Consider the following 22,534-nt stretch of genomic DNA (forward strand, 5'->3'; position numbering starts at 1 on the left):
TGACTCGGCTTATGCCTTATCAATGGATTGATACGGCTCGACACGGGTCAGCTTTTTTTTGTCACATCATTCAATCGCTTACGGTTACAAAAATTCCAATCCTTTTTTTTCCTGTTCCGAGAGGATTGCCGTATGACTGCCATCATTATCGATTTCCAACTCTTTCACGACATATTCCGGGAACTCCAGCTTCAATGCCGTGAGCACTGCTGCTGAATTTTCTTTGGAAGTTAAGCTTAAAACGGTCGGTCCTGCACCGCTTAGTGCTGTCCCAAATCCGCCTTCCTGAAGAACAACCTCTTCGATATGGGCTAGATGAGGAACCAACTCTGCTCTATAGGGCTGATGGAAACGATCGCTTTGCATCATTTCGCCAACAAGCTTCCAATCCTTCGTCATGACGCCGGCAAGGAACACATTGGCAGCCGCACTTCCGGCTATCGCATCTTTATAAGGCAGAGATGCGGGAAGGACATTTCTAGAATCCTCAGTCAGCAATTCGAAATCGGGAATGACAGCAATTACCTTAACTCCCTCAATTGGAAACGAAACGACATCCGTCTTTTGCTGTGTATGCAGGCCGACAACCAAGCCGCCATATACGGATGCTCCGGCATTATCGGGATGCCCTTCAAAAAGGGAGGCATGTCGATTCTTTTCATCATCGGTCAATTGGAGTTCACCTACGATGTTTGCCAATTCGATGCCGGCCACAATGGCAGAGGCACTGCTCCCCAGACCTCTTGCCAATGGGATTTCGCTGGAGACGAAAAGCCGGCATGGAGATAGCTCCTTCCCATATGCGGCAGCCGTTTTCTTGGCAATTTGAATGATATAATTTCGTTCGTCCCTTGGAAAAACAGACATCTCTTCTGAAAGCGGGATGATTTCCCAATGATCTGATGAAGATCCGTGTATTTCCAAGTAAAGCCCCAGCGCCAGACCGATGGAATCGAATCCCGGTCCCAAGTTGGCCGTACTTGCCGGTACACGGATCAAGAACATCTCTGATTCTGCGCTCATGCCTGCTTCACACCTTGCAAATGCTCTAAAATGACTTCTTCATCCATTGGCAGCAACGTCGGTTGAATCGTGCTTGTATCGACTGCCACATTCGGATCCTTCAGCCCATTCCCTGTCAGTACCGCAACGATTTTACTTCCTTTTTTGATTTCACCGCTTTTTAACTGTTTATAGATCCCAGCGATGGAAGCGCACGACGCCGGTTCTGCAAAGACACCTTCTTTTTTGGCCAGGAAATGATAGGCTTCGAGAATTTCTTCGTCCGTCACCTCATCGATTTTACCTTTGGATTCTTCTGCAGCTTCGACCGCAAAGTCCCAGCTTGCAGGATTACCGATTCTAATCGCCGTTGCAATCGTTTCGGGGTTCTCGATGATGCTATCCCTGACAATCGCAGCTGCTCCTTCCGCTTCGAAGCCCCTCATTTCAGGAAGGCCCGTTTGTTTCGCTTCATTATACTCCTTAAAGCCTTTCCAGTACGCCGTTATATTCCCTGCATTTCCGACTGGAAGCGCCAATATATCCGGCGCTGAGCCAAGCGCGTCACAAATTTCAAAGGCTGCCGTCTTCTGCCCTTCGATCCGGAACGGGTTGACCGAATTCACAAGCGTTATCGGTGAGCTCTCACTAAGCGAACGGACGATTTTCAAAGCGTGGTCGAAGTTTCCTTCAATTGAGATGATTTCCGCTCCGTACATAACGGCTTGGGCAAGCTTGCCCATGGCTATTTTCCCCTCGGGGATGACCACGATGCAGCGAAGGTTGGCGCGGGCGGCATAGGCGGCTGCAGCGGCTGACGTATTGCCAGTCGAGGCGCAGATGATCGTATCGCTGCCAGCCTCGATGGCTTTGGCGACAGCCATCACCATTCCGCGGTCCTTAAACGAACCCGTGGGATTCGCTCCTTCATATTTAACATGCAGGTCGATGCCCCACTCTTCGGATAAGCGATCCAGTCTTATTAAAGGCGTATTGCCTTCCAAAAGGGATAGTGCGGGTGTGTTTTCATTAACAGGTAAAAAATCCTTATACGTGCTTATCAGTCCTTGCCAGCTCATTTACTGTCCTCTCCTTCAACTCTATATGTGCTTTTCACTTCACGTACCATATTGTAGTCATGCAGTTTCTGTTTTATTTGCTCAAATGCGGCCAAAGTGGCCGTATGCGTCACCAATACGATTTCAGAGGATTCCTTTTCATCAAGCGGCAATTGAAGGATTTTGTCGAACCCCACCCCATGCTCTGCGAATAAATTCGTAATTCTGGCTAATACGCCCACTTCATCCTGGACATGTAATCGAAGGAAGAACTTCGCGAAAATCTCCGTGGCATCTTTTAATTGCTTCGGGTACTGTGGTGAAACGGCACTGCGCCCATTCACCCCAAGCCTCATATTCTTGATGACCGTCACCATATCCGAGACGACGGCAGTGGCAGTCGGGAGACTCCCCGCTCCTGGTCCGTAAAACATCGTCTCCCCTACAGCCTCGCCATACACATAGACTGCATTATATTCGTTGTTTACCGAGGCCAATGGGTGTGCTTCCGGAAGCAGTGCCGGTTGGACACTCACTTCCACCCTTTCCCCAGCCCTTGAGGCTACACCGATCAATTTCATTGTATATCCAAGCTTTTTGCTATATTTCAAATCCTCTTCGGATATCTCGGTGATTCCCTGTACCTCCACATCATTCAAGCCGATGTTCATCGAGAATCCGAGTGTGGATAGTATCGCCATTTTACGGGCGGCATCCAGTCCCCCTACATCAGCTGTCGGATCGGCTTCGGCAAATCCGAGCTCCTGGGCTTCCTTCAATACGTCATCATAAGCTCTGCCTTCTTTGCTCATTTTCGTTAAGATGAAGTTCGTCGTTCCATTGACGATCCCCATCATTTTCGTGATCCTGTCCGAAGATAACCCGTCTACAAGTCCTCGTAAAATCGGGATTCCCCCGGCAACGCTTGCTTCATAGAATAAATCACATTGATTCTCAGTGGCCAATTCCAGCAGTTCCGGTCCGTATAAGGCCATTAAGTCCTTATTGGCCGTGACGATATGCTTTTTATTTTTTATCGCTTTTGTCAGATAACCGCGTGTTTCCTCAATTCCACCCATAACCTCGATCACGACATCGATTTCGGGATTGGAAAGGATATCCTCGGGATTTTCCGTTAGCATGCCTTTATCAATCTCGACAAGCCGCTCCTTGGTCGTATCTTTGACTAGTATCTTCTTGATGGATATGGAACAGCCCACTTGATGCATCAGCTTGTCCTGATGGCTTTCAATGATTTGCACGACTCCTGATCCGACTGTACCTAACCCCAATAAACCGATCGAGATGACTTTCATATTTGGCTCCCCCTTAGAAACTGTTTATCTACAGAAAACATTTGTATTTGTATAGTAGACATTATAAGTTCAATTCTCATAATTATCAATAGTTAGAAAAAAAGCATTACCGAACTTTTAGGATTCAACCCTTGATGCAGTAAGCACGGATATGGTGAATATTTTTAACGGAAAACCCTTTCCCCCATTGCTACTTAACGGGTTTCAATGATTCCTCCGTACCCATGATGATGTGTGGCTTTTGCGCGGGGTCCAGCCATTTCAGCAAATCGAGGACGTTCTTTTCCGCAGTTGCCACGCAGCCAGCAGTCGGCTTCGTTTCCCCTCGCCAAACATGAAGGAAGATTGCACTGCCTTTTCCTTTCACGATGGGATTCGTATTATAATTGATGACCGCCCCATACTTATAAAGTTCATGATTCATCTTTTCAAAGGACTTCCACTTTTGATCAGGGTCCCCCTTATAGGTCTTCCACTTGTTATAATCCTGGGATGATTGATCATCAATCCAATAGTCGTATTTCGTCGTTTTCCTATAGTCCATTTTTAGGCCGTCCGGCTTCGTTTCGCTTCCGAACGCCGTCCCGAATGAGTAGATTCCTACCGGGGATTTCCCATCTCCCTCCTTCTTGCTCTTCGTGAAGCCTTTTTTCCCGATGACGCCCTTCATCTTATTCAAGGCCCGTCGCCACTCGCCGTCTTTCTTTTCATATGGCTGGATCGAAACCCTCACATCACCCATCGATTTAGCCGTCACGGATACAACCTGGTTGACGCCTTTTCTCGTATCGATCTTCTTCAGCAGGGATTTTTCACCGGTGCTGAAAACCTCCCTTGCATGCTTCATGCTAATATAGGCGGTCTTTTTCGCGTGACAAACTTTATACCAGCTTCCGCTTCTGCCACTGACCGATAATTCATCATTTTTCTTGTACGTTTTTAAGGTTTTACTTGAAGCAGAAGCCTTTTCTTTCACATCAGCAGCCGTCTTCATGACGATTTTGAATCGTGGCGCTTCACAGCCCGTTTTCGTTTCAGCCTGCGCAGGCAAGGTCACTTGAAGGCCCAACAGAAGTAAAAGGCCTGCCATCATCACTTTTTTCATCGACTCTTCCTTTCCCATCTTGGTTGAATTCGCGGATAAAATCAAACTATTCAAAAAAATCTTGTTATCATCATAACATAGTCAATCTGGATGAATCATATTTCTTTCCAGTTTTCAGTTAAATCCAATCAATTTTAGGCAAATCATATTGTTTGGCCGGAACTTCGGCCAAATCATAAAAGTGTTTAAGGAAGGATTCATATTGCTGGGATGATTTCGTGATTTGTGCGATTTTATCTTCCAACTCATTCGATCTTGCTTCCGTTGTCTTGGAGAAATATTCTTCTACCGTTTCGAAATAATGAATCGGAAATAGCATTCTCGAATATAACAATCGTGCCGAAAAACTAGAGAACGGTTCAATGGTTTGATATTCGTGAAAAAAGCGGCCGATGCCGCGCTGGTGCGTATGCACATTCGTAAAGTAGTGTTCCCTCACCCATTCTGCCACATCCCTCGTACCGTGATCGAATACCCAATCAAACGGATTTTTCACCCATTTATTACTTTTCCAAGTATCGTGCAAAAAACGTTCGTAACAAACCGTGCCGCTATCGACAATTTGTGGCGTATCATCAATTTCCGTGTCGACCAAATATTGAATCGCATTTTCCCCTAGCACCATATAATAGGGAAAGGTTTCTATAAATAATTTTTCAAACTGGTTATCGGGATGGGCTGTCAGCTTATCCCTCCAAATCCGTTCCAGTTGATCGATCCTTTTCTCCCAGAGCTGTTTCCATTTACCGATTCTCGAGCAGGCGGAAATCGTTTCATTAATCCCTCTCCCACGCTGATGGAATCTTGCCAGTCGTCTTCCTGGATTGAAATTTTTCGGACCATCCAACGCCTGGTTGCCCAGAAGGATGAATAATTGTTCATCGGCTTCCGAAACATAACTGCCATGATTGGCCAAGACGAACGCCGAAACGTGACGATCGCCTTGGGAAATCATATGTTGTGACATTTTATGGCGTTCGACCAATTCCTCCTGCTCCATATTCTCTATTGGAACGATGCTGTAAAACATGTTCCCTGACCGAAAGCTCGGAAACCGGCTATTAGCCTCTTCCCGCTCCACTTGGATTCCGTAATTATTGAAAATGATTTCTTCTATCATGGAATGGCCCCCTTCATTGAATGGATATAATAGAAATAGTGGACATCATATACTTATATATATATGTGGAATAACCCGTTTTCTGAATGATTATCGAAACCTTTTGGAAAAACGAAGCACTTCCTGGATTCACACTAGAACTTATCCCTAATACTATAGAGAAATGGGTGATGACATGGCTAATATCGAACAATCAATGTCTGAAAAAACAGCTCGCAGATGGCTAAGTGAACGAGGAGTTAAAATGGAGGATATCGCGGAACTTGTCATGTATTTACAATCTAGCTATCATGAAAATCTCCAAATGTCCGATTGCCTTCACAATGTCGAACGGGTCCTTTCAAAACGAGAGGTCCAGAATGCCATCCTGACCGGCATCCAGCTGGATATACTGGCTGAGAAAAAATTACTTGAGGAACCTTTACAGAGCATCATTGAAATAGATGAAGGGCTATATGGAGTCGACGAGATATTGGCCTTATCGATCGTCAATGTTTACGGATCGATCGGCTTTACCAATTATGGTTTCATCGATAAACAAAAACCGGGTATCCTAAAATATTTAAATGATAAAAGCACAGGCAAGGTCAACACCTTTTTAGATGATATCGTCGGGGCCATCGCCGCTGCCGCTTCGAGCCGGCTTGCCCATCGAACCAAGAATGTAGAATGATCAGGCAACAAGGACAAAAAAAACCAGGGCTGCCAAGGCAGACCTGGTTTTTTTTCATTCGAAGTGCCAAAGGTCGAGGGTGTTGACCACATAGGTTGGCTGCTGCTCATATTCCTTCAGGCGTTCAGCATTCGTCACGCCAGTATGGACAAGCAAGGTATCGATGCCAGCATTGATGCCGGCCATGATATCCGTATCATAATTATCTCCGACCATGATCGTATCTTCTTTAGGTACCCCTAAAACTTGAAGCGCTTGCTCGACGATGACCGATTCAGGCTTACCGATGAAAATCGGCTGTACCTGGGTCGAAACGGAAACAACGGATGTCAACGCACCATTCCCGGGTAAGAGGCCTTGTTCGGTAGGAATGGCGATATCCCCATTGGTCGAGATGAAGACAGCGCCATTCCGGACTGCCAGGCAGGCCTTTGAGAGCTTCTCATAGTTGACGCCGCGGTCGATGCCCATCACGAGGAAGTCCGGGTTGTCATCGACCAGCTCCATTCCTTTTTCCTTGATGGCCTCGATGATCCCTTCTTCACCCACCACATACACGGAAGCGTCTTTTTTTTGTTGGGCTATGTAATTCGCAGTCGCCATGCTTGTCGTGAAAACTTGATCATCTTCCGTTGCAATCCCGATGCTCCTCAATTTATCAGCAACCTGTGCCGGGGTCCGGGACGAGTTGTTCGTTACGAATAGGTAAGGGATCTCCCTTTTCCTTAGGTCATTGATGAACCCGGCCGCCTCCGCAATTTGTTCGGTCCCGCGATACATCGTGCCATCTAAGTCAATTAAATATCCTTTATACGCCTTCATTTCGTTCGCCTTCCTAACACTGCTAGTTTTTAAAAGCTGATACAGGTCCCAATTCATTCGTTAAATAGTCCCTCACTGAATCAGGGAATGACTTGAATGCCTCGATGTTTTCCTTGAATACGGAATGCAGTTCTAGGTGATCGACTTCGATGAAATCCTGCACCAGCATTTTCCTTAATGGCAGCGCTTTTTTAAATTGCAGCGCTTTATCCTCCGAAATGACTTTTTCATCATGGAGGATATCGATAATATCATCATAGCTGCCTGGGTCGCGCATGATGAAACCATCGATTATCGCATTTCCTGCATCAAGCACCGAATCGATGGAAGTATGTACCAGCCTTTCTGCGATAAGCTCCGAATGGTCTCCATTCCGATTATCCAGCCCTTCAAAAAGTCCAAGCTGCTTTTCAAGAAAAACCAATATTTGTTCAATCTTTTGACGGTCTACAAAGTACATTTTTTCCAGATCCTTTCTGATCTAAGGTGATATGGGGATCATTGCTATAATTGATTGGCAAGCCTGATCATATTCCTATGCCAAACCAGCCTCATTACTTGATGATACCATAGCTTCTCCCACACTCTCAATTCCTTCAGCCCCATTCCCTTCAACGTATGGCGGATGAGTGCTCTTTTCATGGATGGACCACTGGATAATGCGCATGATGTACCTTTGTATTCTTAACATAAATCCCTTGAACCATGCTGGTGATCCCGCCTTGTCCCACGCAAGGCAGCAGGAAACCCAATCTGAAAATGACTGTTCCCCTATTAAAGTCGCTTTGTTATGATGTAACTACAAATAAATAACAAGGGGATGATACTATTGGAAGATCGTTTTTATTTATACAACGATGTCGTTGATTCAAAAACCCGGTTCATCAGTTTCATGGGAGAGGAATCAAGGTACGATTTGGCGATCACGACAACCGATCGGTTTTATGGAAAAAAACTCGTGCTGAATATGCAGAGTAACCGTTTCGCCATCATTGGACCGGATGATTTAGAAGAGGAAGGCTACCTTGAGCATGCCTTTCAGCTGTCAGAAGCGGAGGCGGAAGAACTAAGTCACTTTTTAATGGAAATTGTCTAAAAAGCTGAAGTTTTCTTCCCGAAGGGGAAACCTACTGAATGTACGATTACTTGAGGGGGGATTACTTTGGACAAAGAAGAGTACCATGACTTCTCCAATGTCGAAAAGCAGCGGGATTATCTGATTCCTGAAGAATTTCCCGAAGGACCTTTTGGATCACCCATAGCAAAAGATGAACCAGTCGAGAATAAAAACACACCATGGCAGGAAGGGCAACGGTACCAAAGTGCCTTCAATTATGAAAACAAATCACTGCATGAAGATCTGCCACGAAAATACCCTGGTGCTCATCCGACACATGATGATCCTGAAAAAGATGAACAGCCGCCCTATAAAGGGTACGGAAGCTCATGACTTGGAAGGCCAGAGCATTTCTGGCCTTTTTTATTTCTTGATTTTCTTCGCGACGAAATACGGGCAGCCAAAATTACAGTATTCATATAAATATTCACTAAGTGTGCTGATTTTCGTGTCAAAGGTCGCTTTCTGATTCGTATCATCAAAAAAGCCCCGCAGCCTTAATTGACCATAGCCCCAGTCCCCCACAATATAATCATACTTCGTTAAAATCTCACTGTACCTGGCTTTAAAGGCTTCTTCGTTATAGCCTTCCCTTTCATCCTCGATTATTTCATAGGTCAGGTTATTGATGGTAATCATTGCTTTCACCTCTCATTCATACATTCTTTCTTTAAATTATAACTGATTCCCCATCAATTACTAAGCGAAAAATAGAGAAATATGTCCATCCTAAGGTTACGGGGGTGTTATTGATGAAAAAGACAATCATGACGTTAGGTTTAAGCTCGATCATTGCACTGACGGGATGCTCCGATAAACAAGAGCAGGGACTCGGTGCAAAGAACCATGCAGGCAACCCGACAAATGTAAATAATCCCACTCAGTACTATGACGAGGATTATCGGAACCATGATAATAAAAGCGATGATTTTGGCTTTACCCGGACAAATAAGACGACCATTAATGGGCGCAATGTTTCCAACAAAACCGCTTCCATTGATCGTGAACAACTTTCTGATGTCATTTCCAAGCTCAGTGTACAGATTCCGAATGTCAATGATGTATCCACCCTTGTGACCGATGAGGAGGTTCTCGTCGTTTATGATACGGATACCAAGGATAGAACGGATACCGCCGACCAAGTGAAGCGCACTGCCATGTCCGTCGTCCCTCGTTATTATCATGTATATGTTAGTGATGATCCCACCCTTGCCCAAAATGTCGAGAATTTCGCTACCTTGAAATCAGGCAGCAGAGGCATTGACTATACGATTGAACAGACCATCAAAAGCATGCTCAAGTCACCACAAGGATACAAAATGAGTGACGTGGAAAATGAAAACGGGGAAATGATCAACGATAAAAGAGATCATCATGATAACATCAAGCAAAAGATGGACAATCTCTAATCGGCAATAAAACGAAAGGACCGAAAATATTTCGGTCCTTTCGTTCGTTCTATTTCAATAGTTCTTCGCCTTTGCTTTGCTTATGTTTTGCCGCTGCATTGACCTGTTCATCCGCATGATAGGAAGAACGGACAAGCGGACCGGATTCGCAGTGGCTGAAGCCTTTTTCCAAAGCGCGGTCTTTTAATTCAGAAAACTCCTCGGGCGTGTAGTATTTAAGAACCTTTAAATGCTTTTTGGTCGGCTGCAGATACTGGCCGATCGTCATGATATCGACGTTATTCGCCCTTAGGTCATCCATCGTTTCAAGGATTTCCTCCCGAGTTTCGCCTAGACCGACCATCAAGCTGGATTTCGTCGGGATTTCCGGATACAGCTCCTTGGCCCTTCTTAACAGCTCCAATGAACGCTCGTATTTCGCCTGCGCCCGCACACGGTCAGATAAGCTTCTGACGGTCTCTATATTATGGTTGAGGATGTCTGGCTTGGCATCCATCAAAATTTTGATGTTTTCATGCACCCCGCCCATATCAGATGGCAATACCTCAATGGAAGTGAATGGATTTTTACGGCGGATGGCACGAACCGTTTCAGCAAACACCTCGGCGCCTCCATCCTTTAAATCATCACGGGCGACAGCCGTAATGACCACATGTTTTAAATTCATTAACACAACGGAATCAGCTACGCGCTCAGGTTCAGCCCAGTCCAGTTCATTGGGACGTCCGGTTGTAACCGCACAGAAACGGCAAGCCCTTGTACATATTTCCCCTAAGATCATGAAGGTCGCCGTTCTTCTTACTGCCCAGCATTCGTGGATATTCGGGCATTTCGCTTCCTCACATACCGTATGGAGATTTTTCTCTCGCATCATATTTTTCAAACCAAGGTAATTTTCATTAGTATTAAGCTTTATTTTTAACCAATCTGGTTTTCGAAGAATTTCTTTATTTGTAGAAGACACGGAAATGTCACTCCATTCTATAGAAATTAACACACCCTACTTTAACAATAAAAATACATTTATACAAGTTATAGTTGGATTCCCATTATTTATTTTTCATGTTTGAAGCTAAATCAGCAAAACTATAAAAGATGGACGGACTGATGTTTTTATAAATACGGATAGTGTCATGAAAGGAGCTGCCCCGTTGAAAAGATTATTCTTCCTTACCCTTGCTTGTTTGTTCATTTTGAAAGGTCCAAGCCAAGTGGCTAATGCTGCTGTCGATATCCCTGAAGCATATGCAGGGAGGATGGAGCTATATAAAAATATGGAGGCGACACTCCAGATTCCATGGTATTATCTCGCTGGAGCCGATCAATATGAACATAGCATACGGCTTGCACGGCCGGATCTGGAGCCGGCGAAAGGGTTGATTGGCCTCAATATCGAGCCTTCAAAATGGAGAGGCATCCTTAACCCGAACTTAAATGATGTAAACCCGCTCACGATCACCTTTTTTGATGGTTTGGGCGTGGATGGAAATGGTGATGGCAAGGCGGATATCATGAATGATACGGACCGTTTATATGCGTTTTCCAAGCACCTCCGGAATTATGGCACCGATGAAGATAATATCAGGATCGCCCTTTGGGATTATTATAAACGGGACAAAGCCGTCAGCATCATCATGGGCAATGCAGAAATCTACAAGAAATATGGCCGACTGGATTTACAGGAAAAAGCCTTCCCGGTCCCTGTTCGGACTCATTATACGTATTTGAATACATGGGGGAGCGCTCGCGGCTGGGGAGGCAGGAGGATCCACGAGGGCACTGACATCTTTGCTGATTATAGCCTGCCGGTTCGATCGACCAGTTATGGAATCATTGAAATGAAAGGCTGGAACAAATTCGGCGGATGGCGGATAGGGATACGGGATTTAAATAATACGTATCATTATTTTGCCCATTTAAGCGGGTTTACCGAAGGACTGAAGGTTGGACATATTGTCGAGCCAGGACAAGTCATCGGAGGAGTGGGCAGTACAGGTTATGGCCCTCCAGGAACATCAGGTAAATTCCCACCGCATCTCCATTATGGAATGTACAAAGATAACGGCCGCACGGAATGGAGCTTTGACCCTTACCCATACTTAAAAATGTGGGAAAGGAAAGATTTAGCCAAAAAGCAAAACTAAGCAGCGAGGAATTTTGCGCTGCTTTTTTTCGATTTCAACATATTCCCCTGAAGCTGACGCATAGGTATTAGTAAAGGGGGCTAAAGCGTGTTCCGAAAAAGATTTCGCCCAATGAAATTCCGAAAAAAGGGGCCTCTCCCCACCCGTAAAGTTTTTCTTTATTCCTTCATCCTTTTCATCCTATCAAGCATCATGACACTTTGGTACGTCGATAAAACCATCGAACCTGTAATCATGAATGTCGCCGAAAATGAAATCAAACGGATTGCCACGGAAACGATCCATGAATCGGTCGATGAGAATATCTCCAAGATTGATATGAAGGAAATCATCACCAACAATAAGGGGACTGAGGGTACCAGTTCTTCCTATAGCTTCAATCCAGTCATATACAGTGAGTTGCGCGCCAACATCACGAAAGACATTCAAAGGAAGCTTGGCATCAAACAGGGAAACCCTTTTAAAACGGGTTCAGCTAAAATAAATGACGAACAATATAAAAGCGTGGTCTATTATATACCTTTAGGCGTCGTTACCGGAAATAACCTCCTCTCCAACTATGGACCTGAAATTCCAGTGAAAATGTCAGTGATCGGCAATGTTGAATCGGACCTAAGAACAAAACTGACGAACGCGGGCATTAATAATGTCTATTATGAATTGATCGTGGATTTTGATGTCAACATCCAAATCGTCATCCCTTCTTTCACCAAAGAGACCAAGGTAAGCCAGGAAGTGACAGTCGGCAGCTTATTGATCGAAGGCGATGTACCAAGTTATTTCAGTAATGGCAACGGGGCGGTCGCGCCAGCCATCATGAAGGAAAACAAGCAATGAAAAAACGAGCCTGCCCTAAAGTAAAATGTAAGCCTATAGAGTAGCCAATTTGAAGAACCCGCCTCATTGGATGCAAAGCTCAAACTCGCGAGTAACGGTACCTTAGACCGTTCAAATCCACTGCAGGTGAATCGCGGTCCGCCCTCTGCTTTCAGCCTGCGAGGTCTCACGTAGACGCGCATGTCCCGCAGGAGTAGTCTCGGACCTTCCATTTCACTGCACCTAAAAAAATGCCGTCTGCAAAATGCAGGCAGCATGTCTTACTTACCAAAGGGTATATTTTATAGGGTTAGGCTGGTTCTTGTATATTCAAGCATTTCATGATCAGCAAATGCAGGTTCTTATTCATGTCCACCTCATAGGGTTCTTTGATCTGTTCCCCATTTTCCTCAAGGATCCTTATCAGGGGCCGGTCCCCTATTCCTTCATTTTGAGCGGAAACGACCCCTTTTCTCCCATCATTCAATTCTACCGTTAGGCCGTTCGGGTAGATGGCGACAGCTCTGCGGAAAGCTTCAATGATCGTATTATCGAACTTTTTGCCGACTCCGGCATAAAGGACCTCCAACCCCTCATGAGGCAGCATCGCTTTACGGTAAACCCGATTGGAAGTTACGGCATCAAACACGTCCGCAACGGCAATGATCTTACAGAAATAGTGGATTTCGTCCCCTTTTATCCCGCGTGGATATCCAGAGCCATCCAACCTTTCATGGTGCTGGTAGGCACAATTGGCAACGATAAGCGAAACCGTATGAATATTCTTAATTAGATGGAATCCGTAATCGGCATGCTTCTGGATTTGTTCAAATTCCTGTTCCGTCAGCTTACCGGGCTTACGAAGGATATCCAAGGGGACAAGCATTTTACCGACATCATGCAAGATCGCTCCCAAACCGAGTATCTCCAAGTTCTTTTCATTTATATTCAATTCCATCCCAATCGCCAGCGTATATAAGGTCACATTAAAGGAATGAGTAAAGATATAATCATCGTATGTATAAACATCCGCCAGTAACGTCATTAATTCTTTATTGCTTTTCAGCTCTTTCATGATGCTGCGGACTATTTGGGTGAACTTGACGCTAGCCTGCTCAATCGTGAAAGATGCATCGAGGTTGATTTTATCCTTCATATCCTGGAACGTGGTTTCAATCGTATTAATGGCTTCTCTCCTAAGCTTCCCGGAAACTGGTGGCATTGGAATAATGTCATCCGTCCTTGGATCTTGAATGTAGACAAAGGGAATATTCAAGGAAACCAGTCGATCGATCATTTTCTGTGTTAATGTCAAACCCTCGCACAATAGGATATGGCCCCGCTCATTATGGATGTTTTTTCCGAGCCTGGCTCCAGGGCTTAAAGACTTTGTAATAGCTAGCCTCATACTTGTACTCCATTTCCCCATTCAAGATTTGGTATCGAACCGTTTCTTTCCTTTATAAGGATTATCGGAAAATATTTTCATAAATGAATCCGTTTAAAAATATTTATTGATAAATATCCGAAAAACTTGGTGAAATAAAATAAAGGCCCCCTTCTGGATAAAAGAAAGCCCGCCTTTTTAGATCATTTTGATTAATGCTTCTTTACCGATCATTCCGGGATAGATGCCCATAGCCTCCGCTTCCCACGTTACCGATTCAAGCGGTGCATCCAAAAGCTCTTCAATCGACTTTACACCGGTGGCCCTGCCTGCTAGGATTTTACGATCACTTAATTTTTCATTTAACAGCCCCACATCCAACGCACCGCACATTATATACCCTTTTTCGGAAGCCACAGCAAGCAAGTTCGTTTTGGGAAGCCGGACAGAAATGGCTAAGAAGGTATGACTATCAAGTATTATTGGTATCATGTTAATCAAAATGGTTTCGCCCCTTTCTTCCTCATACAATATGAAAAAAAGGGCGAAACCGTGATTTGGCATTAGGCTTCTGTATATATTTTTTTCAGCTTCCACGCGAGGATATCCCTTAGGAATTCAGGCAACAGATACTCCTTGCGATTGGAGCGCTGGATACTCGGAAAGAAATGCCCGAATGTGAACATATCCGGTATGGCCAATTTATAGGATGCATCTGGCCGCAGCTTCTCTCCATCTATCAGGATCGTCTTGACGATCCCGTTCTCGATTTCATCGAATTCAATTCGCTCATAATGCATGACTCCCATGATTTTCCCCCGAAAACCAAAGCCTTTCACCTGAAGATCAGGCCATTCCTCATCCCTGGATTGCATGAGTATTTCTTTTAATTCATTCCCATTGACTTCAACGATACAAGGATTGATGGGATGCGGACAGATCCGGTGAATATCCCCTTTGGTTACTGGACCCTTTAGCAATCCATCAAGCAGCAGACCGGCATTCAAAAAGGTACAATCAGCCTTACTCCATTCCCTAAGCGCCTCACCGAGGATTTTCGTGAGGGGGCTCACTCTGAACCAATCATTTTCCAGCGCTTCCGGCAGGTCTACCACGACCTCGTCCAGCGTTTCCCCGCCTGCCAAGTACATGGCTTCAACCCAAGAACGTTCATCCTCCAATTCCAAGAAATCATTGGTGTCATAAAGAATCGCTTTCTTCTTGGAAATTCGTTTATCCTGATCAATGGTCATTTCGACCTGCCCTACGTAAAACCCATATTTTCCTGCACCGCATAGGAGCACATCATTGACCAGTTTCCCTTGATGAAGGATATGATGGGTATGCGCGCCAAGGATGACATCAATCTGCGGAAAGTCCGCTGCCATCCTTTCATCGTCATGGATGCCCAAGTGTGAAAGGATGATGATGACATCCGCCTTGGCCTTAATCTCTTCAAGCTGTTCTTTTAATTCCTCGAATGGTTCAGTCAGTTCCCAGTCCATCGCGGAGTAGAACTTTTGAAAAAAGGCAGTCAAACCAATCAGTGCAATCCTCGTGCCTTTCGCCGTTGTATGTATCCAATAGGGCAGCGCCCATTCCGGCCTCTGATGATTCCGGTAATAGATGTTCGCTGCCAAGACCTTGAACCTTGCATGATCGTATAAGGAATCCAACCCTTCATGAGGCAAAGTGATTCCTTCATTATTGCCGATGGTCACATATTGGTAGCCCGCTTCATTGAGCAATTCAATATTCCCCTTACCTAAGGTGCCTTCAGTATAAGGATGCCAGCGGTCCACATGATCACCTATATCGAATATGATCGCTTCTTCACCCGTTTCTTGATGAAGTTCCCTTCTTTCCTTAAGAAACTTCTCGATACGAGGCCAATTCTCAAAATGACTATGAAGATCATTGGTGTGATATAAATGAATGATTTCCGACATCATTTCCTTCCTCCTCGCTTATCCGGTAATCCCTTGGTAAATAAGACGTAAACCAATGATTATCAGAACTATTTTCAACATATTTTCCAATGACGCGCTCTTTAGCCGCGTATTGATCCATGCCCCCCATTTCGCTCCGAACCACGCTCCCGGTATCAGGGCTAAAGCATAGGGCCAATTGATATTCCCAAGTGAAATATGGGTGATCGAATTCGTGATGGACGATAGAAATACCATGAACATGGAAGTTGCCACCGCCATATGCGGCGGGAAGAAGAAAAGCAGCATCATCACGGGAACCATCAATGCACCACCGCCTATTCCAAATAATCCTGAGCAAAATCCAACGACAAATGAAATCAATACCGCTGCCAACGGATGGTATCCATATGTAAACGCCTGTCCACTTTCCGTTTTATGCGTTTTAACGATTTTCCCTTTTCCGGGCTTGAAAACCATCGGCTTCAAGCGGTCCTTCACCAATAAAACAATGGCCATGAATACCATGAACATTCCAAAATATAAGGAGAAGGCTTCGATATTCAGGCTTTTATTTACATAGGCCCCAATTATGCCGCCAGGGGCGCTGCCAATGAAGAAAATCAAGCCTGCCTTATAATCGACCACCTTATGCTTTACATAGGCTAAAGTGGAGGATAAACCGGTGAAAATCATGATCACGGTAGAAACGCCTACCGCCACTTGTGGTGTCAATTCATCGATCATATGCGTCGATGTACCAAAATACAAAAGGGAAGGCACAATGATGATGCCGCCTCCCAGACCGACAAGAGAGCCGATTGTTCCCGCTATCAAACCAATACTTATCAATATCAACCAAACCATGTACAAATCCGCCTTTACCTTGTTGTCAGTCAAGCGCTCCTTAGCTAGCTTGTCTATCATCTTCATTAATTATATATCGCCGCTTAAAACAAACCAAGCTGCTTAGGAGCAAGCCCCTCATATTCGATGTCAAGCAGCTCGATCAATTGCTTGGCATTATCGGAGGCGTCTCCGCCTGAGTTATTATTGAAAAGGACATATAAATCCTTGCACTGATCTTCCAACTTCCTTATATTCGCCACCCATTCAGTCAATTCACGATGATTATAACGGTATAAATACCTGACCTCCCGCCAATTGTCCCCCGCATGCTTCTTCTGCCAACCATGCAGGTTTCGGCCATGGAAGCGTATCAAGGTTTTATCGCGATCCGTGGCCTGGAGGACGATAGGAACCGAGCCCTCCCCAGCCTGCGGTTCATCACATATCGTATGAATCCAGCCTTCCTTTTCGAGGAATTCCAAGGTTTGCTGGATCATGCCCGGTCTGTACCAGCTTTGATTCCGGAACTCTATAGCAACTGGCGTGTCGCCCATCTCAAGCTTGCACCACCGTAAATAATCGACATTCTCCCGCTTACAGTCAAACCATGGTGGAAATTGAAACAGGACCATCGCGAGCTTACCTGCCGTATCATAAGCCTCAAGGGAATCACGAAAGGCTTTGAACATATCCTTTTTACTTTCAAATGGAATTTCCCCGCGCTGATGTCCTGTCATCCCCTGATAAGCTTTAACGACAAATTGAAAGGAGGCAGGCGTCTCGGCTACCCACTTTTCACTGTTCCGCTTTGGCTGAACCGCATAAAACGAAGCATCCACCTCCACAACAGGAAAATGGGCCCCGTACTCCTTCAGTTTATCACGCTGGGACACACCGCCCTCATACAAACGATCATGATCGCCCCAGCCAGTCACACCCACATAAATCATCTGTACCATCCCTCCCCTTTACACAGGCTTCGCTTACTATATTTTTACCCTGAGAAGGCGCATTTAATCTTGGTGTAACGCCAACCTCATCCCACTTAAAAAAGAAAGAACCTGCCAGTCTCCCCGGCAGGCTTTCGTATGAATGGATATGCTCTATCGCCTTACAGGCATCCGATCATTCTCCGTTGGAGCCTTCCATTTCGAACTTGATCGATTGAAGCTGACAACCTTTTAAGTCCTTATTTTTTAGTCTAATGATAATACTCTTTTCAAATCGCATCAAGTTTTATGAATCAAGGTCCGGATTGCACCATTCCATCAAAAATCATAACAAATAAAAAGGAGACGAACTATAAAGTCCGTCTCCTCACTAAAGGTAATCTGAACCGCCACAAAATAGCACGTTTCAAGATCGTTGTATTTAATTTACCCGATGGAGCCTTCCATTTCGAACTTGATCAGACGGTTCATTTCAACCGCATATTCCATTGGAAGTTCTTTTGTAAATGGCTCGATGAAGCCCATTACGATCATTTCCGTTGCTTCTTGCTCAGAGATTCCGCGGCTCATCAGGTAGAACAATTGCTCTTCCGATACTTTGGATACCTTCGCTTCATGCTCAAGGGAGATGTTATCGTTCAGGATTTCATTGTAAGGGATTGTATCAGATGTAGACTGATTATCCATGATGAGCGTATCACATTCAATATTCGAACGAGCTCCGTCCGCTTTACGTCCGAAGTGGACAATACCACGGTAGGTTACTTTTCCGCCTTGTTTGGATATTGATTTGGAAACGATCGTTGATGATGTATTAGGCGCAAGATGCGTCATTTTTGCTCCTGCATCTTGGTGCTGCCCTTTACCAGCGATGGCAATCGATAATGTCATTCCGCGAGCGCCTTCACCTTTTAGGATGACAGCAGGGTATTTCATTGTCAATTTGGAGCCAATGTTGCCATCGATCCATTCCATTGTAGCATTGGCATCACATACCGCACGTTTCGTAACCAGGTTGAACACATTGTTTGCCCAGTTTTGAATCGTTGTGTAACGGCAGTAAGCATCTTTTTTAATGACGATTTCAACGACCGCACTGTGAAGGGAGTTCGTCGTATAGACAGGTGCTGTACAACCTTCCACATAGTGAACGGATGCGCCTTCATCCACGATGATCAGTGTACGTTCGAATTGACCCATGTTTTCAGAGTTAATCCGGAAGTACGCTTGAAGCGGAGTATCCACTTTAACGCCTTTTGGTACATAGATGAAAGATCCGCCAGACCAAACAGCCGAGTTCAATGCCGCGAACTTATTGTCAGTCGGAGGAATCGTTTTGCCGAAATGTTCACGGAAGATATCTTCGTTTTCACGAAGTGCTGAATCGGTATCTTTAAATACGATACCCATATCCTCCAATTCCACTTTCATGCTGTGGTAAACCACTTCGGATTCATATTGGGCGGATACCCCTGCAAGATATTTCTGTTCCGCTTCAGGGATTCCCAATTTATCAAAAGTCTGCTTGATTTCATCAGGAACTTCATCCCATGATTTTTCTGATTTCTCTGATGGCTTCACATAGTATGTGATCTCATCAAAGTTCAGGCTATTCAAATCTCCGCCCCACTGAGGCATAGGCATGTTATAGAAGTGCTTCAATGATTTCAAGCGGAAATCAAGCATCCATTGCGGTTCATCCTTCATTCGCGAGATTTCTTTCACGATATCTTCTGTAAGACCACGCTTTGAACGGAAGATGGAAATATCTTTATCCGCAAAGCCATATTTATAATCGCCAATATCAGGCATTTTCTTTGCCATAGCTCGTATTCCTCCATTTCAAATGGCTGAATTACAACAGCTCATTTTCCAATTAATTATTCCTTCAATCCCTTTTCCATGGCCTTCCAAGCTAAAGTGGCACACTTGATTCTGGCAGGGAATTTAGAAACACCCTGAAGGGCTTCAATGTCCCCAAGGTCTATCTCATCATCGTATTCTTTTCCTTGTATCATTAAAGAAAAAGTGTCGGACATGGCCAAAGCCGTATCTATATCTTTGCCCTTAATGGCTTGTGTCATCATGGAAGCTGAACTCATGGATATGGAACAGCCGTCACCGTCGAATTTAACATCGCTGACTTTTCCATCTTCGATCTTCATCGTTAAACGGATCCGATCGCCGCAAGTTGGATTGTTCATATCGATTGTCATGCTTCCATCTTCAAGCATACCCTTATTACGTGGTTTCTTATAGTGATCCATGATGACCTGACGGTAAAGTGTATCTAAGTTTTCAAAAGACATTGCTGAAATACTCCTTCGTTTTAACAAGCCCGGATACAAGCTTATCAATATCTTCTTCCGTGTTATAGAGATAGAAGCTAGCCCTTGCTGTCGATGACACGTCGAGCCATTTCATTAATGGCTGTGCACAATGATGACCGGCCCGGACAGCTATTCCATCTGCATCAAGAACGGTGGCGACGTCATGTGGATGTACGTCAGCAATATTGAAGGTCACTACCCCCGCACGCTTTTCTGCATCCTTTGGACCGTAAATGGTCAAGCCTTCAACTGCAGACATTTTCTCGATCGCATATGCCGCCAGTTTGTGTTCATGACGTTCTATATGATCCAAGCCGATTTCTTCCAAGAAATCGATGGCAGCCCCGAGACCGATGGCACCGGCAATGATAGGAGTACCGCCTTCGAATTTCCACGGGAGTTCTTTCCATGTAGACTCATGAAGCCCTACAAAATCGATCATCTCTCCGCCGAATTCGACCGGCTCCATTTTTTCAAGAAGATCTTTTTTACCATATAATACGCCGATGCCCGTCGGTCCGACCATTTTATGGCCTGAGAAGGCGAAGAAATCACAATCCAAATCGCGGACATCCACTTTTAAGTGAGGTGTGCTTTGTGCCCCGTCGACGACCATGATTGCACCGTGTTCATGGGCAATTTTCGCGATTTCCTTCACAGGGTTGATCACGCCAAGTACATTCGAAACCTGCATGATGGAAACGATTTTCGTTGCATCGGTAATGGTGGCCCTTGCATCATCAATGGAAATCGTACCATCCTCTTGAAGCGGAAGGTACTTCAGTACGGCACCTTTTTCTTTTGCAAGCTGCTGCCACGGGATGATATTACTATGATGCTCCATGTAAGAGATGACGATTTCGTCACCCTCCCTTACATTGGCTCCACCGTAACTTCTTGCTACCGTATTTAAAGAAGTCGTCGTACCTCTCGTGAAGATGATTTCTTCAGTAGAAGAAGCGTTAATGAATTTACGCACCTTTTCACGTGCACCTTCATACGCATCCGTAGCTTTTGTTCCTAGTGTATGCACTCCGCGGTGAACATTCGAGTTGTAGCCGCGGTAATATTGCTCAATCGCTTCAATCACTGCAGCCGGTTTTTGAGAGGTTGCAGCACTATCCAAATAAACTAATGGCTGACCGTTGACTTCTTGATCTAATATTGGAAAAAGCTTACGAATTTCGTATGGGTTCATTACTGTACTTTCCTTTCAATGACCGCGACTAATTGCTTTTTAACTCCCTCAATTGGAAGCTGGTTGACAACAGGGGCCAAGAATCCGTGAATGACAAGCCGTTCGGCTTCTTTCTTCGTAATCCCACGGCTCATTAGATAATACAGTTGAAGCGGATCAACACGGCCGACAGAAGCGGCGTGACCAGCCGTTACGTCATCCTCATCAATCAATAGGATCGGATTGGCATCGCCACGTGCTTTATCACTCAGCATAAGCACGCGTGATTCTTGTTCGGCATTGGCTTTAGTAGCACCATACTCTATTTTCCCGATTCCATTGAAGATCGTGGAGGCACTGTCCTTCACAACACCATGCTTAAGGATATGTCCCTCGGAACGCTTGCCATAATGGATGATGGCAGTCGTGAAGTTTTGCTTTTGCTCCCCGCGGCCGACTACAACGGATTTAGTATCCCCATGTGAGCCATCGCCCATCAGGTACGTTATATTATCCGATATCGTATTACCGTCATTCATGAGACCAAGGGCAAATTCGATATGAGCATCACGTGCTGCCACACCACGGCGGTTAACATAGGTCGTAAAGCCTTTTGATAACGTATCGACCGCTCCGTATTCCACCTTCGCATTTGCATTGGCAAATACTTCGGTTACGATATTGGCGATTCCTTCATTAGATTCAACAGTCGAGAAATAGTTCTCTACATATGTCACCGAGCTATTATCTTCCGCTACGATCAATACATGGTTGAAAAGTGTAGCATCCGGATCATCCAGCAGGAATACCGATTGGATCGGTTCCTTGATTTCCACATTTTTCGGGACATAAAGGAATGCTCCCCCATTGACTAATGCAGCATGCAGCGCCGTTAGACGATGCTCATCTACTTTGACGCCGTCCTTCATGAAATATTTTTGCACGAGGTCAGAATGATCACGAGCCGCCGTGAAAATATCCGTGAAAATGACGCCTTGTTCCTTCACGCTGGCAGATAGGTTGATATGTGCCGGCGTGTTGTTGCGTTGAATGTATAAGTTTCCATTTTCTTCAATGATGGACTTGATTTCTTCCGGAAGCTCTTCCAAAGAAGCAAAAGCTTCACTTTGAACCGCATGAGTCTTGAAGGAAGTAAAGTTCCATTTGTCGATTTTCGTTTTATCCGGCTTTGGCATCGGCAGCTTTTCCAATTCCGAAAAAGCTTGAATCCGAAGCTCCGAAAGCCAGGCTGGCTCATTATTTTTAGCTGAATAAGAGCTGATATCCTCTTGTTCAAACGGTAATTTCGTTTCTGTAGTCATTGCAAATCC

25 protein-coding genes are annotated in these 22,534 nt (G+C 44.9%); 6 read left to right on the forward strand and 19 right to left on the reverse strand.

What is annotated here, in order from left to right:
* Positions 1 to 84: 84 nt before the first annotated feature.
* The 5 genes from thrB to yutH form a co-directional block, all read right to left on the reverse strand.
* Positions 85 to 1,023, reverse strand: a complete 939-nt coding sequence (thrB, locus tag MHI53_RS22900) for a homoserine kinase (protein WP_061142431.1) — start codon at positions 1,021 to 1,023, stop codon at positions 85 to 87.
* On the reverse strand, positions 1,020 to 2,081 hold the full coding sequence (gene thrC / locus MHI53_RS22905) for a threonine synthase (RefSeq protein WP_100533401.1): 1,062 nt from the start codon (positions 2,079 to 2,081) through the stop codon (positions 1,020 to 1,022). The genes thrB and thrC overlap by 4 nt, the downstream gene beginning before the upstream one ends.
* Positions 2,078 to 3,376, reverse strand: a complete 1,299-nt coding sequence (locus MHI53_RS22910; protein ID WP_061142429.1) for a homoserine dehydrogenase — start codon at positions 3,374 to 3,376, stop codon at positions 2,078 to 2,080. The genes thrC and MHI53_RS22910 overlap by 4 nt, the downstream gene beginning before the upstream one ends.
* Before the next feature lie 190 nt (positions 3,377 to 3,566).
* Complete coding sequence (locus MHI53_RS22915; RefSeq protein ID WP_340372371.1) at positions 3,567 to 4,481, reverse strand: L,D-transpeptidase family protein; 915 nt, start codon at positions 4,479 to 4,481, stop codon at positions 3,567 to 3,569.
* Positions 4,482 to 4,599: 118 nt separating this feature from the next.
* A complete protein-coding gene (gene yutH, locus MHI53_RS22920; RefSeq protein ID WP_340372372.1) occupies positions 4,600 to 5,601 on the reverse strand; it encodes a spore coat putative kinase YutH in 1,002 nt (333 codons plus the stop codon).
* Positions 5,602 to 5,776: 175 nt separating this feature from the next.
* On the opposite strand from yutH, the gene MHI53_RS22925 reads away from it, so the two are divergent.
* Positions 5,777 to 6,274, forward strand: a complete 498-nt coding sequence (locus MHI53_RS22925; protein WP_340372373.1) for a phosphatidylglycerophosphatase A — start codon at positions 5,777 to 5,779, stop codon at positions 6,272 to 6,274.
* A gap of 54 nt (positions 6,275 to 6,328) precedes the next feature.
* Here the strand turns inward: MHI53_RS22925 and MHI53_RS22930 are convergent, their stop codons facing one another.
* The 3 genes from MHI53_RS22930 to MHI53_RS22940 are packed head-to-tail and all read right to left on the reverse strand — an operon-like array spanning position 6,329 to position 7,738.
* A complete protein-coding gene (locus tag MHI53_RS22930; RefSeq protein WP_061142426.1) occupies positions 6,329 to 7,096 on the reverse strand; it encodes a TIGR01457 family HAD-type hydrolase in 768 nt (255 codons plus the stop codon).
* A gap of 22 nt (positions 7,097 to 7,118) precedes the next feature.
* Positions 7,119 to 7,556 (reverse strand): DUF86 domain-containing protein, encoded by a 438-nt coding sequence (locus MHI53_RS22935; protein WP_061142425.1) that lies wholly within the window; start codon positions 7,554 to 7,556, stop codon positions 7,119 to 7,121.
* Positions 7,557 to 7,600: 44 nt separating this feature from the next.
* Complete coding sequence (locus tag MHI53_RS22940) at positions 7,601 to 7,738, reverse strand: hypothetical protein (protein WP_340372374.1); 138 nt, start codon at positions 7,736 to 7,738, stop codon at positions 7,601 to 7,603.
* 187 nt (positions 7,739 to 7,925) lie between these two features.
* On the opposite strand from MHI53_RS22940, the gene MHI53_RS22945 reads away from it, so the two are divergent.
* Both MHI53_RS22945 and MHI53_RS22950 read left to right on the forward strand, forming a co-directional pair.
* On the forward strand, positions 7,926 to 8,192 hold the full coding sequence (locus MHI53_RS22945) for a DUF3055 domain-containing protein (RefSeq protein ID WP_061142424.1): 267 nt from the start codon (positions 7,926 to 7,928) through the stop codon (positions 8,190 to 8,192).
* A 66-nt stretch (positions 8,193 to 8,258) separates the two neighbouring features.
* Positions 8,259 to 8,546 carry a hypothetical protein gene (locus tag MHI53_RS22950; protein ID WP_061142423.1) on the forward strand — a complete coding sequence of 96 codons (288 nt, stop codon included), beginning with the start codon at positions 8,259 to 8,261 and terminating at the stop codon, positions 8,544 to 8,546.
* Positions 8,547 to 8,576: 30 nt separating this feature from the next.
* Here MHI53_RS22950 and MHI53_RS22955 read toward each other — a convergent pair whose 3' ends face one another.
* Complete coding sequence (locus MHI53_RS22955; protein ID WP_061142422.1) at positions 8,577 to 8,852, reverse strand: YutD family protein; 276 nt, start codon at positions 8,850 to 8,852, stop codon at positions 8,577 to 8,579.
* Between the two features lie 113 nt (positions 8,853 to 8,965).
* On the opposite strand from MHI53_RS22955, the gene MHI53_RS22960 reads away from it, so the two are divergent.
* Complete coding sequence (locus MHI53_RS22960) at positions 8,966 to 9,622, forward strand: YhcN/YlaJ family sporulation lipoprotein (protein WP_061142421.1); 657 nt, start codon at positions 8,966 to 8,968, stop codon at positions 9,620 to 9,622.
* 49 nt (positions 9,623 to 9,671) lie between these two features.
* Here the strand turns inward: MHI53_RS22960 and lipA are convergent, their stop codons facing one another.
* Complete coding sequence (gene lipA, locus MHI53_RS22965; protein ID WP_100533409.1) at positions 9,672 to 10,592, reverse strand: lipoyl synthase; 921 nt, start codon at positions 10,590 to 10,592, stop codon at positions 9,672 to 9,674.
* A gap of 223 nt (positions 10,593 to 10,815) precedes the next feature.
* Here lipA and MHI53_RS22970 point away from each other — a divergent pair, with 223 nt between their 5' ends.
* Positions 10,816 to 11,766: a M23 family metallopeptidase gene (locus MHI53_RS22970; protein WP_260320194.1), complete on the forward strand. Its 951-nt coding sequence runs from the start codon at positions 10,816 to 10,818 to the stop codon at positions 11,764 to 11,766.
* Positions 11,767 to 11,853: 87 nt separating this feature from the next.
* Entirely contained in the window at positions 11,854 to 12,603 is a 750-nt protein-coding gene (gene yunB / locus MHI53_RS22975) for a sporulation protein YunB (RefSeq protein WP_100533405.1), read from the forward strand.
* A 289-nt stretch (positions 12,604 to 12,892) separates the two neighbouring features.
* Here yunB and MHI53_RS22980 read toward each other — a convergent pair whose 3' ends face one another.
* The 9 genes from MHI53_RS22980 to sufD form a co-directional block, all read right to left on the reverse strand.
* Positions 12,893 to 13,990 (reverse strand): HD-GYP domain-containing protein, encoded by a 1,098-nt coding sequence (locus tag MHI53_RS22980; RefSeq protein WP_340372375.1) that lies wholly within the window; start codon positions 13,988 to 13,990, stop codon positions 12,893 to 12,895.
* Positions 13,991 to 14,167: 177 nt separating this feature from the next.
* Entirely contained in the window at positions 14,168 to 14,470 is a 303-nt protein-coding gene (locus MHI53_RS22985; protein WP_061142518.1) for a DUF1805 domain-containing protein, read from the reverse strand.
* A gap of 62 nt (positions 14,471 to 14,532) precedes the next feature.
* Positions 14,533 to 15,918 (reverse strand): bifunctional UDP-sugar hydrolase/5'-nucleotidase, encoded by a 1,386-nt coding sequence (locus MHI53_RS22990; RefSeq protein ID WP_340372376.1) that lies wholly within the window; start codon positions 15,916 to 15,918, stop codon positions 14,533 to 14,535.
* An 18-nt stretch (positions 15,919 to 15,936) separates the two neighbouring features.
* The gene (locus tag MHI53_RS22995; protein WP_340372377.1) at positions 15,937 to 16,764 is read right to left on the reverse strand and encodes a sulfite exporter TauE/SafE family protein; all 828 of its coding nucleotides are present in this window, start codon (positions 16,762 to 16,764) and stop codon (positions 15,937 to 15,939) included.
* Between the two features lie 83 nt (positions 16,765 to 16,847).
* Positions 16,848 to 17,696, reverse strand: coding sequence for a DUF72 domain-containing protein (locus MHI53_RS23000; protein ID WP_061142414.1), 849 nt, complete (start codon positions 17,694 to 17,696; stop codon positions 16,848 to 16,850).
* A 426-nt stretch (positions 17,697 to 18,122) separates the two neighbouring features.
* Positions 18,123 to 19,520, reverse strand: coding sequence for a Fe-S cluster assembly protein SufB (gene sufB, locus MHI53_RS23005; protein ID WP_061142413.1), 1,398 nt, complete (start codon positions 19,518 to 19,520; stop codon positions 18,123 to 18,125).
* 56 nt (positions 19,521 to 19,576) lie between these two features.
* On the reverse strand, positions 19,577 to 20,005 hold the full coding sequence (gene sufU, locus MHI53_RS23010) for a Fe-S cluster assembly sulfur transfer protein SufU (RefSeq protein WP_061142412.1): 429 nt from the start codon (positions 20,003 to 20,005) through the stop codon (positions 19,577 to 19,579).
* Positions 19,995 to 21,224: a cysteine desulfurase gene (locus MHI53_RS23015; protein WP_061142411.1), complete on the reverse strand. Its 1,230-nt coding sequence runs from the start codon at positions 21,222 to 21,224 to the stop codon at positions 19,995 to 19,997. The genes sufU and MHI53_RS23015 overlap by 11 nt, the downstream gene beginning before the upstream one ends.
* Positions 21,224 to 22,525 (reverse strand): Fe-S cluster assembly protein SufD, encoded by a 1,302-nt coding sequence (gene sufD / locus MHI53_RS23020; RefSeq protein ID WP_061142410.1) that lies wholly within the window; start codon positions 22,523 to 22,525, stop codon positions 21,224 to 21,226. The genes MHI53_RS23015 and sufD overlap by 1 nt, the downstream gene beginning before the upstream one ends.
* Positions 22,526 to 22,534: the final 9 nt, after the last annotated feature.

This window comes from Peribacillus sp. FSL E2-0218 (genome assembly GCF_037992945.1).
Taxonomy (GTDB): Bacteria; Bacillota; Bacilli; order Bacillales; family DSM-1321; genus Peribacillus; species Peribacillus simplex_B.

Bases quoted from the DNA above. Each gene is read 5' to 3' on its own strand.
- thrB (WP_061142431.1), bottom strand. From the start codon at position 1,023: ATGAGCGCAGAATCAGAGATGTTCTTGATCCGTGTACCGGCAAGTACG.
- thrC (WP_100533401.1), bottom strand. From the start codon at position 2,081: ATGAGCTGGCAAGGACTGATAAGCACGTATAAGGATTTTTTACCTGTT.
- MHI53_RS22910 (WP_061142429.1), bottom strand. From the start codon at position 3,376: ATGAAAGTCATCTCGATCGGTTTATTGGGGTTAGGTACAGTCGGATCA.
- MHI53_RS22915 (WP_340372371.1), bottom strand. From the start codon at position 4,481: ATGAAAAAAGTGATGATGGCAGGCCTTTTACTTCTGTTGGGCCTTCAA.
- yutH (WP_340372372.1), bottom strand. From the start codon at position 5,601: ATGATAGAAGAAATCATTTTCAATAATTACGGAATCCAAGTGGAGCGG.
- MHI53_RS22925 (WP_340372373.1), top strand. From the start codon at position 5,777: ATGGCTAATATCGAACAATCAATGTCTGAAAAAACAGCTCGCAGATGG.
- MHI53_RS22930 (WP_061142426.1), bottom strand. From the start codon at position 7,096: ATGAAGGCGTATAAAGGATATTTAATTGACTTAGATGGCACGATGTAT.
- MHI53_RS22935 (WP_061142425.1), bottom strand. From the start codon at position 7,556: ATGTACTTTGTAGACCGTCAAAAGATTGAACAAATATTGGTTTTTCTT.
- MHI53_RS22940 (WP_340372374.1), bottom strand. From the start codon at position 7,738: ATGAAAAGAGCACTCATCCGCCATACGTTGAAGGGAATGGGGCTGAAG.
- MHI53_RS22955 (WP_061142422.1), bottom strand. From the start codon at position 8,852: ATGATTACCATCAATAACCTGACCTATGAAATAATCGAGGATGAAAGG.
- MHI53_RS22960 (WP_061142421.1), top strand. From the start codon at position 8,966: ATGAAAAAGACAATCATGACGTTAGGTTTAAGCTCGATCATTGCACTG.
- MHI53_RS22980 (WP_340372375.1), bottom strand. From the start codon at position 13,990: ATGAGGCTAGCTATTACAAAGTCTTTAAGCCCTGGAGCCAGGCTCGGA.
- MHI53_RS22990 (WP_340372376.1), bottom strand. From the start codon at position 15,918: ATGTCGGAAATCATTCATTTATATCACACCAATGATCTTCATAGTCAT.
- MHI53_RS22995 (WP_340372377.1), bottom strand. From the start codon at position 16,764: ATGGTTTGGTTGATATTGATAAGTATTGGTTTGATAGCGGGAACAATC.
- MHI53_RS23000 (WP_061142414.1), bottom strand. From the start codon at position 17,696: ATGATTTATGTGGGTGTGACTGGCTGGGGCGATCATGATCGTTTGTAT.
- sufB (WP_061142413.1), bottom strand. From the start codon at position 19,520: ATGGCAAAGAAAATGCCTGATATTGGCGATTATAAATATGGCTTTGCG.
- sufU (WP_061142412.1), bottom strand. From the start codon at position 20,005: ATGTCTTTTGAAAACTTAGATACACTTTACCGTCAGGTCATCATGGAT.
- MHI53_RS23015 (WP_061142411.1), bottom strand. From the start codon at position 21,224: ATGAACCCATACGAAATTCGTAAGCTTTTTCCAATATTAGATCAAGAA.
- sufD (WP_061142410.1), bottom strand. From the start codon at position 22,525: ATGACTACAGAAACGAAATTACCGTTTGAACAAGAGGATATCAGCTCT.